This is a genomic window from Streptomyces sp. E-08, from assembly GCF_049913095.1.
Taxonomy (GTDB): domain Bacteria; phylum Actinomycetota; class Actinomycetes; order Streptomycetales; family Streptomycetaceae; genus Streptomyces.
Genome location: NZ_CP183971.1, coordinates 3,044,650 through 3,058,370, shown reverse-complemented (window position 1 = coordinate 3,058,370; position 13,721 = coordinate 3,044,650). Strand labels below are relative to the sequence as shown.

At 74.7% G+C, this 13,721-nt stretch carries 10 protein-coding genes; 5 read left to right on the top strand and 5 right to left on the bottom strand.

Going from position 1 to position 13,721, the window contains the following annotated elements:
- Nucleotides 1-295 precede the first annotated feature (295 nt).
- The 4 genes from ettA to ACN9MM_RS13885 are packed head-to-tail and all read left to right on the top strand — an operon-like array spanning nucleotide 296 to nucleotide 3,463.
- Entirely contained in the window at nucleotides 296-1,960 is a 1,665-nt protein-coding gene (ettA, locus tag ACN9MM_RS13900) for an energy-dependent translational throttle protein EttA (protein WP_426363909.1), read from the top strand.
- Nucleotides 1,961-1,965: 5 nt separating this feature from the next.
- Entirely contained in the window at nucleotides 1,966-2,391 is a 426-nt protein-coding gene (locus ACN9MM_RS13895; protein WP_189801763.1) for an acyl-CoA thioesterase, read from the top strand.
- Nucleotides 2,388-3,047 (top strand): hypothetical protein, encoded by a 660-nt coding sequence (locus ACN9MM_RS13890; protein ID WP_426363908.1) that lies wholly within the window; start codon nucleotides 2,388-2,390, stop codon nucleotides 3,045-3,047. The genes ACN9MM_RS13895 and ACN9MM_RS13890 overlap by 4 nt, the downstream gene beginning before the upstream one ends.
- Entirely contained in the window at nucleotides 3,044-3,463 is a 420-nt protein-coding gene (locus ACN9MM_RS13885) for a GNAT family N-acetyltransferase (RefSeq protein ID WP_426363907.1), read from the top strand. The genes ACN9MM_RS13890 and ACN9MM_RS13885 overlap by 4 nt, the downstream gene beginning before the upstream one ends.
- 45 nt (nucleotides 3,464-3,508) lie before the next feature.
- On the opposite strand, the gene ACN9MM_RS13880 is transcribed toward ACN9MM_RS13885, so the two are convergent.
- From ACN9MM_RS13880 to ACN9MM_RS13865, 4 genes are all read right to left on the bottom strand, one after another.
- Entirely contained in the window at nucleotides 3,509-4,468 is a 960-nt protein-coding gene (locus ACN9MM_RS13880) for an ABC transporter ATP-binding protein (protein WP_426363906.1), read from the bottom strand.
- On the bottom strand, nucleotides 4,465-7,245 hold the full coding sequence (locus ACN9MM_RS13875; RefSeq protein ID WP_426368736.1) for an FtsX-like permease family protein: 2,781 nt from the start codon (nucleotides 7,243-7,245) through the stop codon (nucleotides 4,465-4,467). The genes ACN9MM_RS13880 and ACN9MM_RS13875 overlap by 4 nt, the downstream gene beginning before the upstream one ends.
- A gap of 77 nt (nucleotides 7,246-7,322) precedes the next feature.
- Entirely contained in the window at nucleotides 7,323-10,670 is a 3,348-nt protein-coding gene (locus ACN9MM_RS13870) for an FtsX-like permease family protein (RefSeq protein ID WP_426363905.1), read from the bottom strand.
- A gap of 154 nt (nucleotides 10,671-10,824) precedes the next feature.
- Nucleotides 10,825-11,229 (bottom strand): globin, encoded by a 405-nt coding sequence (locus tag ACN9MM_RS13865; RefSeq protein ID WP_382855807.1) that lies wholly within the window; start codon nucleotides 11,227-11,229, stop codon nucleotides 10,825-10,827.
- A gap of 97 nt (nucleotides 11,230-11,326) precedes the next feature.
- On the opposite strand from ACN9MM_RS13865, the gene ACN9MM_RS13860 reads away from it, so the two are divergent.
- Nucleotides 11,327-12,289 (top strand): methyltransferase domain-containing protein, encoded by a 963-nt coding sequence (locus tag ACN9MM_RS13860; RefSeq protein ID WP_426363904.1) that lies wholly within the window; start codon nucleotides 11,327-11,329, stop codon nucleotides 12,287-12,289.
- Nucleotides 12,290-12,298: 9 nt separating this feature from the next.
- Here the strand turns inward: ACN9MM_RS13860 and ACN9MM_RS13855 are convergent, their stop codons facing one another.
- Nucleotides 12,299-13,702, bottom strand: coding sequence for an FHA domain-containing protein (locus tag ACN9MM_RS13855; protein ID WP_426363903.1), 1,404 nt, complete (start codon nucleotides 13,700-13,702; stop codon nucleotides 12,299-12,301).
- Nucleotides 13,703-13,721: the final 19 nt, after the last annotated feature.

Sequence of the window (13,721 nt, the reverse complement as noted above, 5' to 3'; positions counted from 1 at the left end):
GGCGCCGCGGCCCGAGCATCCGGGCCCCGGCCCGGCCCCATGGAGTGAGCCGCTGACCCCGCGGAGTGATCCGCGTCACACGCGCTCCACCCCATGACCCCCGCACGACCCCGGACCGTACCTGCGCCCGGGGTCGTCGCACGTCCACGCCCCGCAACGGCGCCGTTCCGCCCACGAACGCCCCTCGCGGCCCCCTCCGAGGCGCCGCTTCCCGTCTTACCGGTTTCCGCCTGAGGGTGGCGGTCAGGCAAGATGGGGTGTATCTGCCCACTCACTCCTTGCCGGACGGTTTCTCTTGGCTGAGTACATCTACACGATGCGCAAGACGCGCAAGGCGCACGGCGACAAGGTCATCCTCGATGACGTGACGCTGAGCTTCCTGCCGGGTGCGAAGATCGGTGTGGTCGGCCCGAACGGTGCCGGTAAGTCCACCGTTCTGAAGATCATGGCCGGCCTCGAGCAGCCGTCCAACGGTGACGCGTTCCTGTCGCCCGGCTTCACCGTCGGCATGCTCCTCCAGGAGCCCCCGCTCGACGAGTCGAAGACGGTCCTGGAGAACGTGCAGGACGGCGCCGCCGAGATCATGGGGAAGCTGCAGCGCTTCAACGAGGTCGCCGAGCTCATGGCGACCGACTACTCGGACGCGCTGATGGACGAGATGGGCAAGCTCCAGGAGGACCTGGACCACGCCAACGCCTGGGACCTCGACGCGCAGCTGGAGCAGGCCATGGACGCCCTGGGCTGCCCGCCCAGCGACTGGCCGGTCACCAACCTCTCCGGTGGCGAGAAGCGCCGCGTCGCGCTCTGCAAGCTCCTCATCGAGGCGCCCGACCTGCTCCTCCTCGACGAGCCCACCAACCACCTCGACGCCGAGTCGGTGAACTGGCTGGAGCAGCACCTCGCCAAGTACCCCGGCACCGTCGTCGCCGTCACCCACGACCGGTACTTCCTCGACAACGTCGCCGAGTGGATCCTGGAGCTCGACCGCGGTCGCGCCCACCCGTACGAGGGCAACTACTCCACCTACCTCGAGAACAAGGCGACCCGCCTCAAGGTCGAGGGCCAGAAGGACGCCAAGCGTGCGAAGCGTCTGAAGGAAGAGCTCGAGTGGGTGCGGTCGAACGCCAAGGGGCGTCAGGCCAAGTCCAAGGCCCGTCTCGCTCGCTACGAGGAGATGGCGGCCGAGGCCGACAAGATGCGGAAGCTGGACTTCGAGGAGATCCAGATCCCGCCGGGCCCGCGTCTGGGCTCCATCGTCGTCGAGGTCAACAACCTCTCCAAGGCCTTCGGCGACAAGGTCCTCATCGACGACCTGTCCTTCACCCTGCCGCGCAACGGCATCGTCGGTGTCATCGGCCCGAACGGCGCCGGCAAGACCACACTCTTCAAGATGCTCCAGGGCCTGGAGACCCCGGACTCCGGCTCCGTCAAGGTCGGCGAGACCGTCAAGATCTCGTACGTCGACCAGAGCCGCGCCAACATCGACCCGAAGAAGACGCTGTGGGCCGTCGTCTCCGACGAGCTCGACTACATCAACGTCGGCCACGTCGAGATGCCCTCGCGGGCGTACGTCTCCGCGTTCGGCTTCAAGGGTCCGGACCAGCAGAAGCCGGCCGGTGTGCTCTCCGGCGGTGAGCGCAACCGCCTGAACCTCGCGCTCACCCTCAAGCAGGGCGGCAACCTGCTGCTCCTCGACGAGCCCACCAACGACCTCGACGTCGAGACCCTGGGCTCCCTGGAGAACGCCCTCCTCGAGTTCCCGGGCGCGGCCGTGGTCATCTCCCACGACCGCTGGTTCCTGGACCGAGTGGCGACGCACATCCTCGCGTACGAGGGCGACTCGAAGTGGTACTGGTTCGAGGGCAACTTCGAGTCGTACGAGAAGAACAAGGTCGAGCGTCTCGGCCCGGACGCCGCCCGTCCGCACCGCGCCACTTACAAGAAGCTGACCCGAGGCTGAGGTCAGTGACCAGGCACATCTACAGCTGTCCCCTTCGCTGGTCGGACATGGACGCCTTCGGGCACGTCAACAACGTCGTCTTCCTGCGGTACCTGGAAGAGGCGCGGATCGACTTCATGTTCCGGCTGGCGCCGGGGGACGGTTCCCCCTCGTTCTCGGGCGGGTCCGTCGTGGCCCGGCACGAGATCGACTACAAGCGGCCGCTGGTCCACCGGCACGAGCCGGTGACCATCGAGTCGTGGGTCACGAAGATAGGCGCGGCGTCGCTGACGATCGCCTACGAGGTCAAGGACGCCGACGTCGTGTACGTCCGGGCGTCCACGGTCGTCGTGCCCTTCGACCTGGAGGCGCAGCGCCCGCGGCGGATCACCGCCGAGGAGCGCGAGTTCCTCCAGGAGTACGTCGACGACGGGATGTCGTCCGCCGCATGACCGTGCTCGCTCCGCTGCACTTCGCCGACGCCAGGGAGGCGGCGGCCCTCGCCGCCTTCCTCACCCGGCTCGTCCACTACGACCGGGCCGCCGCCGTCCGCCTCCAGGCGGGCGGCGGGGCGCTGGCCGTCTTCGGGCGGCCGCCGTCGTTCGAGGTGCTCGCGATCCGCACGGCCCGCCTCGCCGACGCCGTGGACCTCGACGTCACCGTCTCCGCCGGTGAACTCCTCGACGGCATCGAGGAGTCCGCGGGCAAGGCGGTCGTCCCGGACTCCGTGACCGGCCCGCCGTGGGCCGGGGTGCTCCCGCCGCGCGGCGGCTGGGAGCCGGTCCCCGGCCTGCCTGACGTCGCCGGGATGCGGGGCGCCGTCGCGGCCGCCGTCAGCGAGTTCCGTACGCGGGACGAGGAGCTGCCGGAGGAGCGTCGGACCCGGGCCGAGCGGGACGCCATCGGCCGTGCGATCTGGTCCCGGACCCTCGGCACCACCGGGCTGCCGCTGCGCGCCGTGCACGCCGCCCAGTCGCTCGGCTTCCTCCCGCCGGGGGACGCGCCGGTGGCGCTCTTCGTCTCGGGGCCGTGGCTGCGGCTGCGCACCCCGTACGGCTCGATCGCGCTGCGCACCGTACCGATCTCGCTGGGTGTCGCCCCCCGATGACCCTCGGCGTCGAGGTCGACGGGCCCCTCACGGGGGACGAGCTCAACACCCTCTTCCGCGCCGCCTGGCCCGGGCACCGGGACGCCGACTTCGGTCCCGTCCTCGCCCGCAGCCTGCTGCGGGTCACCGCCCGCCGCGCCGGACGGCTCGTCGGGTACGTGAACGTCGTCGGGGACGGCGGCGTGCACGCCTTCCTCCTCGACACCACCGTCCACCCCGACGAGCGCCGCCGGGGCCTCGGCGTCACCCTCGTACGGGCCGCCGCCGGGGCCGCCCGGGAGCGCGGCGCGCACTGGCTGCACGTGGACTTCGAGCCGCACCTCACCGAGTTCCACGAGCGGTGCGGCTTCCGGCCCACGGCCGCCGGGCTCATGGCGCTCGACGCCCCGACGAGCGACGACCCCACCGCCGGCTGACGCCCCGACCGCTCCGTCCCTCGGCGCCCCGACCGCCCCAGCCGCTCAGCCCTCCGCGTCGTCCGGCCAGACCCCGATGTGGTCCTGCTCCAGCTCCAGCGCCACCCGGTGCTCCATGCCCAGGGCCTGCGTGTACTCCGCCGGGAGCTGGAGCCGGCCCGCGCGGTCGAGCATCGCGTACTCCCGTGCCACCAGCGACTCCTGGCCCTGCGCATCGACCTCTGTGCGGCGCAGGACCTCCGAGGAGGTGCGGCCGTCGCGGATGGCGACCGTGCGGCGGACCTCGGAGGCGACCGCCTGGTCGTGGGTGACGATCACGATCGTCGTGCCCAGCTCCTCGTTGGCGCGGCGGAAGGCCGCGAAGACCTGCTCGCCGGTGGCCGAGTCCAGCTCGCCCGTCGGCTCGTCGGCGAGGAGCACCGAGGGGTTGTTGGCGAGCGCGACGGCGATGGCCACCCGCTGCTGCTGCCCGCCGGAGAGCTGGTGCGGCCGCCGGTCCCGGATCTCCGGGATGCCCAGCATGGCGAGGAGTTCCTCGGCCCGCTCCGTCTTCTGCCGGGAGCGGCCCCGCAACTGCATGGGCAGGGCCACGTTCTGGGCGGCCGTCAGGTACGGCAGGAGGTTCCGGGCGGTCTGCTGCCAGACGAAGCCGACGACCTCGCGGCGGTAGCGCAGCCGCGCCTTGCCGTCCATGCCGAGGAGGTCGCAGCCGGCGACGCGGGCCGCGCCGGCGGTCGGCACGTCCAGGCCCGCCAGGATGTTCATCAGCGTCGACTTGCCGGAACCCGAGGCGCCGACCAGGGCCATCAGCTCGCCCTCCTTCACGAGGAGGTCGAGCCCCTGGAGCGCCTGCACCTCCACGCCGTCCGTGGTGAAGATGCGGACGAGCCGGTCGCAGGCGATGAGCGCGTCATGACCGTAGGAGGGCCGGTCGCGGTGCGCCGTGGCCCGCCGCTCCAGCTCCTCCAGGGTCGTGTCGGACGGGGCCGTGTCGGTCTTCGTCATCGTGCGTCTCCTGCCCTGAGTTCCTTGATCGAGCCCCTGCGTCCCGCCCACCACGCCTGTCCGACCGCTGCGAGTCCCGTGAGGACGACGACGGCGAGCGCGGGCAGCACCAGGGACCACGGGTCCGCCCGCAGCGGGGCGCTGTCCAGCGGGGCGAAGCCCGGTGCCGTCGCGAGCGCCAGCCGGAAGAGGTCGATGCCCGGGGCGAGCAGCGGCACCGTCGCCCAGCCGACCAGCATGCCGCCGAGCGCGGCGAGGACCGCCTGCGGCAGGGCCTCCAGGCCGAGGAGGCGCCGCGACTGCTTCCGGGTGAGCCCCATGGTCCGCAGCCGCGCGAGGAAGGTGTTCCGCTCGGGCGCGCTCTGCAGCAGCGAGAGCAGCACGGCCACCACGGCGAGGGCGGCGCCCGCGCCGATCGCGCCCAGGTAGATCCGCTCGGCGCCGGACTGGAGCGGCGAGTCCACGTACAGCGTGCGCTCCTCGCTTCGCAGCTTCACGGCGAGGGAGTCCGACTTCGCCTTCACCGCGGCGCGCAGGGTGGCTCCTTCGACCGTCCCGCTGACGAGCAGCGAGGTGTCGGCCCGGTGGGTGAGGTCGGCGCTGTTGACGAGGAGGAAGTCGGCGTCGTCCAGGGCCGGGGTGGCCGAGCGGACCGCGACCACCTTCACCCGGAAGACACCGGCCGCGGACACGATCTCCTGCGGCGTGCGGCCGAGCCGGTCGGCGACGGCCGGGGAGGCGATCGCGGGCAGTACGCGCTCGGTGTCGGCGATGGCGCCCTCGCCGCCCCTGCCGATGGAGGCGAGGAGCCCGGCGGGGAAGGGGCCGAAGCCGGTCCGCTCCGCGAGCCGGGTGTACGAGGCGGGGTCGACGCCCACGATCGGCGCGCTCATCGGCAGTGCGGCGGTCCCCTGTGCCGACGGCAGGGAGACCCCGTACTCGATCTGCACCGGGGTCACGTCCCGAACGCCCTTCAGACCGCGCACCGACTCGGTGAGCCCGGCGGGCAGCGGGGTCCACTCGATCGGGCTGCCGATCCGGGCGTCCGCGCCGGTCGCCAGGAGCGCCGCCCGGTCGCGGGCGTCGGCGACGCCCGCGAGGACGGAGCCGCCGAAGGCCGCCGTGCTCAGCGCGAGCACGAGGGCGAGCAGCGGGAGGGTGCCCGAGGACGAGGCGCGTCCGGCCCGGGCCAGGGCCAGCGGCCCGACGGCCCCGCGCAGTCGGCGGGCCGGGCGGCCCAGCCACCGCAGGGGCAGCGGATAGATCCGTACGAGGACCATGGCGGCGATCAGGCCGACGAGCACGGGCGCGGCGCTCACCAGGTGGTCGCCGGAGTCGCCGGTGCCGCGCAGCCGCAGTGAGGCGACCGCGCCCACGGCGAGGACGAGCAGGGTGAGTTCGAGGACGGTGCGGCGCCGGGAGGGGCGCGCGGTGAGCAGGTCGTCGCGGCCGCCGTGCAGGCGCGGGCGCCGGTGCGCGACGACGGCCCGGACGGGCAGCACGAGGATCGCGAGCAGGGCGACGAGGGCGGTGGCGAGGACGGAGGGGGCGAGGGGGATGTCGCCGGAGCCGCCTTCGGGCGGCCGGACGGTCGTCACGGCGAGGACCAGGGCGAGTGCGGCGGCCGGCAGGACGACGGCCGAGGTCTCGCCGAGCAGGCGCAGGCCGATGCCGGTGAGGGAGGCGCCGCGGGAGCGGATCAGCGACAGCTCGCTGTCGCGGCGGGCGACGAAGAGGCCGCCGGTCATGGCGAGGACGACCGCGGCGACCGCGCCGATCCCGAAGACGGCGACGGCCACGACCGGGTTGATGGCCTCGCGCATCGAGCGGTACGACTCGACGATCGCGTCGAGCTGGGTGGTGAGGGTGGCGTTGCCCTTCACGGCCCGGCGCATCTTGACCAGGTCGGGGCCGCCGTTCGCCGAGTCCAGCGCGGCGGCGAGCATGTCGGTGTCCCGCCCGGAGAGGTGTCCGGCCTCCGGCATGTACCGGAAGAAGACCTCCGGGTCACCGGTGGTGGCGAGGACGGCGGGCGCGGACTCGGGGGAGAGCAGCAGGGCCGCCTGCCAGTAGTACTTCACCTCGTTGCCGACCATCGCGGCGAGCGCGGGGGTGCGCAGCAGCTGTTCGACCGCCCAGTACGGGGACTCGGGGGAGCGGGGCTCGATGATCCCGGTGACGGTCACGGCGATCGGCTCCGGGCTGAGCTTGCTCGGCACGTGCACGACGGAGCCGGGCTTCAGGTGCATGGCCTCGGCGGTCTTCGCGGTGACGACGGCTTCGGGGGCGGTGGCCGTCCCCGCGGCCGGCCGGCCCTTCCGCAGTGTGGAGTGCTCGGTGAGAGCGGACGGGGAGGCGAGCACGAACTCGGGCGGAAGCCCGTCGGGCCGGGGCAGCCACGGGTCGGTTCCGGTGACCCGCTTGACCGTGCGGACGCCGTACACGGTCTGGTCCGGGTCGGTCCGGAGCGGCGCGGAGAACTGGGCGCGCACGTCGTCGCGCTGTCTCTGGAGGACGTCGGTGGTCAGTCGGGCGCCGTGCTCGTCCACGGGGATCGGGTAGGTCAGTTCGAGGACGGAGCTGCGGGGTGCCGCGGTCCGGATGTCGTGGCGCAGGCCCTCCGTCTCGTACCGGTCGACGGCCCGCGGCAGCGCGGCCGCGAGGTACCCGGTGACGAGGACGAGCAGGGCGAGGGAGGCGGCGGCCCAGGGTGCGGTCCGCAGCCGGGTCCGCACCCAGGGCGCCACCGCGCGGGCGGGCTTGTCGGACCGGGGCATGTCGGGGGCCTTCCTGCGGACGGCGTGCGGGTCGGTGCCGTCGTCGTGGCTGTCGCGGTGCGGGGCGGTCGGCGGCATCAGTTGTCCCCCTGGTGGCGCAGGGTCACGGCCGGGTCGGCGCGGCGCAGGGCGATCGAGGCGACGATGGCCAGCGGCAGCGCGGCGACGCCGGCGAGCAGCAGGGCCACCTGGCCGAGGGGCAGTTCGACGAGGACCGGCGGGACGGGCCGGGTGGCCTGGCCGGTGAGGACGACGAGCGGGACGACGGCCCTGGCGAGGACGGTGCCGAGCCCGATGCCGACGAGCAGCCCGATGCCGATGAGGAGGCCCTGTTCGGCGGCGACGAGCCGGGCGAGCTTGCGGCGCGGTGCGCCGAGCGCGCGCAGCACGCCGAACTCGGCGGACCGTTCCCGCATCGCGCCGGCCGAGCCGACCGCGAAGCCGACGGCGGCGAGCGCGGCGGCGGCCGCGGCGACCGCCATCAGGGCGGCGTTGGGGCCGGCGCCGAGCGGGTCGCCGAGGAGTTCGTCGGCGACCTCGTCGCGGACGAGGACCTGGGCCGGGTCGGCGTCGGCGCGGGCGCGCAGGGCCTTGGCGACCTCGTCCGCGCGGCCGGGGTCGGTGGTCAGCCACCACTCGGTGGGCGGCAGGGTCGCGGTCCCGCCGGAGTCGGCCGAGAGGAACTGGTTGACCGAGGCCAGGTCGAGGAGGATCGCGCCGCCGTCCTCGGGGGTGGCGACGCCGGACGCGAGGGAGGCGGTCCGGCCGCCCGGACCGGTGGTCGGCAGCTCCTCGACGACGCGGTCGACGGTGACGTCGACCTGGCGGCCGGCGATGCCGATCTCGATCAGGTCACCGGTCTTGGCGCCGGTCGCCGTCATGAACGCCGAGGTGGCGACGGCCGTGAGCTTCTTGGGGGCCTTCGGGGCGGGGGCGTCCAGCCGCAGGGTGAACTCCGGCGGGCTCTGGAAGACGGTGGGCTTCACGCCGACGATCGGGTACGCGACGGAGTACGGGGCCGGGCGGCCGCCCGGCCCGGCGGAGCCGGCGCGGGCGAGCGAGGTGCCGCTGTTGCCGTCGGACTGCTCGAACCCGGAGGCCCAGGCCCCGAGGACCTGGCCGGGCGCGTGGGTGGTGGCGGTGCCGTCGGCCTTCACCGTGGTGAGCCGCTCCACGCGGAGGGTCTGGGTGGCGTCGACGCCGTCGGGGACGGTGCCGCTGAGCTCCAGGCCGGTGAGGGTGAGCAGACCGCCCGAGCCGCGGCTGCTGTCGGAGCCGGGCACGGCGGTGAGCGCGCCGAGGTCGATGGTCAGCCGGTGGGTGCGGTCGTCCGCGGGCAGTTGGCCCAGGGCCTGCCGGTACGGGATGCCGGTCGGGTCTTCCAGGACGGCCGTGACCCGGGTCACGGCCATGTCGGCGGACCGGGACAGGCGCAGGTCGGCGGTGAGCGTCCGGGTCCCCGCCGGCAGCGGGAGACCGGGGCGGGCGCCGGACCTGGGCGTCAGCGGGGCGAGCAGGGCCGGGGCCGGGACGCCGGCGAGGTCGGAGCGGAGCAGCAGCCCGCCCGCGTTGCGGGTGTCGACGGCCAGGACGGCGGCGTTCTTGCCGGAGACGTCCAGGGAGGTGCGGTGGACGGGGGCGGCGGCCTTGACGCCCGGCACGGTGGCGAGGCGTTCGGTCTGCGTCGGCTCGCCGGGGCCCGCGCCGAGGACGCGGATGTCCGTACCGACGCGGAAGTCGGCCTGGTCGCTCTGCGAGCGCTGCCACGAGCCGCTCTGCCCGATGGCGAGCATGCCCATCGCCACGGCGAGGACGAGGAGGAGGACGGGGCCCGCGCCGCGCAGCGGCCGGCGGCTGAACTGCCAGCCGGCGAGGGCGGCGGAGAGCCCGCGCCCGCCGGCCGCGCGCCGCTCGGCCAGCTTGGCGGCGGGCGGCAGCAGACGCAGCGTCAGGACGGTGCCGGCGAGGAGGGCGAGGGCGGGCGCCGCGACGAGCACCGGGTCGATGGAGCCGCCGTCGGTCCCGTCCGCGCCGAGGGTGCCGCCCGCGGCGGCCGGACGCTGGAGCTGCCAGTACGCGACGGCGGCGATGGCGAGGAGGCCGAGGTCGGCCCCGGCCCGGACCGGAGCGGGCAGCGCCGCCGAGCGGGCCTTGCGCAGCGAGACGACGGAGCCGTCCCCGGCGGCGAGCGCGGGGGCCACGACGGCCGCCGCGCAGCACAGGGCGACGACGGCGGCGACCAGCCACACCTGGGGCGAGGGCGAGGTGTCGAGGTGCACCCCGAGCTCGGAGAGCGCCGACCGCGCGGCGAAGAGCCTGGTCAGCGGCCCGGAGAGGAGCGGGGCGGCGAGCGCGGCGGGCAGGGCGAGCAGCAGTGCCTCGGCGGCGGCGAGCCCGGTGATCCGGGCGCGGGAACCGCCGCGGGCCCGCAGCAGGGCCGTCTCGCCGGCGCGCTCGGTGCTGAGCAGCCGGGCGACGAGCAGCAGGGCGTACGCGGCGAGCAGCACCAGCTGGACGGCGACGATCAGGAGGGTGGAGCGGGAGACGAGCAGGGCCCGCTGGGTCTGGTCGAGGACGGTGGGGAGCGCGGTCGACGCGGAGATCGTCGTGCCGAAGGCGTCCGTGGAGGCGGCCAGCCTCTTCGGGCCGTCGGTGGCCGTGGCGCGCAGGGCGTCCATCCGGTCGGTGGTGAAGCCGGTGAAGTCGGCGGACCCGACCCAGGTGGTGTCGCCGGAGCTGAGGACACCGGAGGTGAGGACGGCCGGGTCGACGTGGAGCGGGCCGTACGTCGTGAAGGCGACGGTCCGCACGCCGCGGCCGCCCGCCCGGTCCAGCTGCCAGTAGAGGTCGGAGGTGTCGACGGGCCGGTAGACGCCGGTGATCCGGGCCTTCACCTTCCGGTTCTCCAGCCGGTCGGTGAGGTCGAGCACGGTGCCGGGGCCGACCTTGAGGCGTCGGGCGGCCTCCTCGGGCAGCGCCGTCTCGACGACGCCGCCGGCCCGGGCGGAGGAGGGCCAGGCGCCCTTGACGAGCGTGAGCCGCGAGCGGTCGAGCGCGGCGAACTGTGTCAGGTCGGGGTCGCCCTTGCGGGCGGCGGGCGGCTGGAGGGTGCGGGGCAGCGCGTAAGGACCCGAGTGTTCGAGCCGCCGTACGGTCACCGGCAGACCGGCGAAGGTCTTCCGCGTGCCTTCCTCGACGGCGGCGTCGGCGCTCGCCCGCTTCCCGGCCGGCACCTGTCCGCCCACGTGCAGCGTGGTGGAGGCCGCGGACCGGCCCCGCAGGGTGGCCTGGAGCGCCGCGTCCCCGATCGCGCCGGAGAAGGCGGCGAGGGTCGCGAGCACGGAGGTCGTCAGGAGCACCGCGAGCAGGGCCGCGGCGAGCAGCAGCCGGTGCGCCCTGACGCGCAGAAATACGAACCCCGTCACCCATCCCCCTGGACCCGCTGAAGTTTCCTCGGATGCTTTCAGAGGGCACGCGCCGCTGGTAACCGCTTCCCTACGGACCTTGATGGGATCGTGACCGTTATTCGGCGTTCCGTGTCCGGAACGTTTCAGTCCGTGCCGCTGCGCGGCCGCTCGGTCAGCCGGCCGTGTTCACCATCGACGCCGCCGCGTACGTCAGGTAGCGCCACAGCTCGCTCTCGTGCTCCGGTGCGAGGCCGAGCGAGTCGAGGGCGTCGCGCATGTGCAGCAGCCAGGCGTCGTGGGCGGCCTGGTCCACGGTGAACGGGGCGTGGCGCATGCGCAGGCGGGGATGGCCGCGGTGGTCGCTGTAGGTGCGGGGGCCGCCCCAGTACTGCATGAGGAAGAGGGCGAGGCGCTCCTCGGCCGGACCGAGGTCCTCCTCGGGGTACATCGGGCGCAGCAGCGGGTCCGCCGCGACGCCCTCGTAGAAGCGGTGGACCAGGCGGCGGAACGTGTCCTCGCCGCCGACCTGCTCGTAGAAGGTCTGCTCCTGCACTGTTTCCCCGGGAATCTCGTTCACCGTTCCATCGTCTCAGATGCCCGGGCGGAGGACCGGAGGCCTAGGACCGCTCGAACGGGCGCTCGCCCGCGGCCCCGGAGGGCGGGAGAGTGGGGGCATGGGTGCGCTGCGGGACGAGTACGCCGAGGCGGGCGCGCGGGAGCGGCACGCGCTCGTGCGGGAGATCGAGGCGGAGGGCCTGCTGACCGATCCCGCCTGGCGCGCGGCCTTCGCCGAGGTGCCGCGCCATCTCTTCGTCCCGTACTACTACGTCTCCGCGCCCGGCGGCTACGAGCGGCTCTGGTCCGGCGACCCCGAGCCGGAGCGGCGGGACCGCTGGCTGCGCGGGGCGTACGCGGACACGGCGATCGCCACCCGGGTACGGGACGGGGACCTGGTCTCCTCCGCCAGCCAGCCCTCCCTGATGGCGCTGATGCTCGACGCCCTGGACGTACGGGACGGGGACGACGTCCTGGAGATCGGCGCCGGCAGCGGCTACCACGCGGCCCTGCTCTGCCACCGGCTCGGCGAGGAGCACGTCACCACCGTCGACCTGGACGAGGAGATCGCCGAGTCCGCCCGGACCCATCTGGCCGCCGTCGGCTACCGGCCCGCGGTGCTCGCCGCCGACGGCGCCCGCGGCTGCCCCGAGCGCGCCCCGTACGACCGGATCGTGGCGACCTGCGCGGTGCCCTCCGTCCCGTCCCCCTGGCTCGCCCAGTGCCGGCCCGGCGCACTCGTCCTCGCCCCGCTCTCCACCGGCCTGATCCGGCTGCGGGTCCACGACGCCGGGCACGCGGAGGGCCGGTTCCTCGCGACCTCCGCGTACTTCGTGGCGCTCCGGGGCGCGGCCGCGCAGGGGCCCGGGCGGCCCCCGCCGCGCCACGGCCCGGCCGGGGACGAGCGCTTCCTGTTCCTGTGGGGGCTCGTCGGCGGGACCCTCGACCGACGCGAAGCGCTCTCGCTCTGGCTGCGCGAGCGGCGGCCGGAGCGGGAGCGCTTCGGGGTGACGGTCAGCGGCGACCGGCAGTGGGCCTGGCTGGACGACCCCGGAGGGCCGTACGCCTGGCCCCTGCGCTGAGGCCGTCCGTCAGGAGAGGCGGATCGTGATCGTGGTCCAGGCGCCGACGTGCACCCGGTCGCCGTCCTGGAGCTGGACGGGGACGTAGGGCTGGATCGGCTCCTCGCCGCCGTTGACCGTGGTGCCGTTGGTGGAGTTCTGGTCCACCACCGCCCAGGAGCCGTCCGGCTGCTGCACGAGCACGGCGTGCTGGTGCGAGACGCCCGGGTCCTCCGGCGGCACCGACAGGTCGATGTCGGGGGACTCGCCGGTGGAGTGCCGGCGGCGGCCGATGGAGACCTGGTTGCCCTGGAGCGGCAGGTGCTTGTCCGGCGAGTACGCGGGCAGGTTCAGGCCCGTGGCCTCCGGACCGCTGCGCTGCATCATCGCCATGAAGTACTCGCGGTCCGGACCGATGACCGCCGTCCAGCTCAGGGGCTGCTGCGGCTGCGGAGGCGGCTGCGGCGGCTGGTACTGCTGCGGAGGCTGCTGCCCCTGGTGCGGGGGAGGGTCCTGGTGCTGCGGGGGTCCCTGATGCGACGGAGGGCCCTGGTACGGAGGCGGCTGCGGCGGCTGGTGCTGCTGCGGGGGCGGAGGCGGGGGCGCCTGGTGGGGCGCCGGTGCCTGCGGTCCCGGGTGCTGCGGCGGTGCCTGCGGTGCCTGGTGCTGCGGGGGCGCCTGAGGTGCCTGGTGGTGCGACGGCGGCGACAGGACCCAGTCGTCGTCCGCGCGCGGCTGCGGAGGCGCGGGCGGCGCGGGAGCCTGGGCCGGGGCCTGGAGGTACGCGGGCGGCGCCGGCGGCTGCTGCGCCTGCGGGCGCTGCGGCGGGGCCTGGTGGTGCGTGGGCTCGGCGCCCAGCGGCTCGGCCGGCCGGTTCACCTGCGAGGGCCGCGAGCCCTGGTAGCCGAACGGGTCCGCCTGCTGCGGGGGCTGCTGCTGCGGAGGCGAGGGCGGCGGGGACTGGAAGCCCGGCGGCAGGTTCAGTCCGGGCGGCGGCCCGGGCTGCTGCGGCGGGGCGTTGTGCGGGGCCAGCGGCGTGTACGAGGTCGCCGTGTTCGTGAGGAAGTTCCAGCGGCACTCCTCGCAGAACGGCGCCATGTGCTCGCGCGGCGTACGGCACTGCGGGCAGAGCTCCGCCTGGGCCGTCGCGTTCGGGTCGCCACCGGGGCCGAAGCCGCCGGGAGCCGCGGGCGCACCCGGGCCGAAGCCGCCCGGACCGCCCTGGGGGCCGCCGGGACCGCCGGGCGCGCCCGGCGGCGGGCCCATCGGGGGCTGGCCGGGGCCGCCGGGGCCGGGGTATCCGTACGCGGGGGGCGGCGGCGGGGGAGGCGGCGGTACGGCACCCGTCGGCGCACCCGCCCCGGCCATGCGATGGCCGCAGACCTCGCACCAGTCGTCGGAGACCGACTGGTGTCCGTTCGGGCAGGTCGGCATGTCGGTGCTTCCCCCTCTC

What these genes read in the sequence shown, in the direction of transcription:
- ACN9MM_RS13855 (WP_426363903.1), bottom strand. Translation starts at nt 13,702, where the DNA reads ATGCCGACCTGCCCGAACGGACACCAGTCGGTCTCCGACGACTGGTGC.
- ACN9MM_RS13890 (WP_426363908.1), top strand. Translation starts at nt 2,388, where the DNA reads ATGACCGTGCTCGCTCCGCTGCACTTCGCCGACGCCAGGGAGGCGGCG.
- ACN9MM_RS13860 (WP_426363904.1), top strand. Translation starts at nt 11,327, where the DNA reads ATGGGTGCGCTGCGGGACGAGTACGCCGAGGCGGGCGCGCGGGAGCGG.
- ACN9MM_RS13885 (WP_426363907.1), top strand. Translation starts at nt 3,044, where the DNA reads ATGACCCTCGGCGTCGAGGTCGACGGGCCCCTCACGGGGGACGAGCTC.
- ACN9MM_RS13880 (WP_426363906.1), bottom strand. Translation starts at nt 4,468, where the DNA reads ATGACGAAGACCGACACGGCCCCGTCCGACACGACCCTGGAGGAGCTG.
- ACN9MM_RS13875 (WP_426368736.1), bottom strand. Translation starts at nt 7,245, where the DNA reads ATGCCCCGGTCCGACAAGCCCGCCCGCGCGGTGGCGCCCTGGGTGCGG.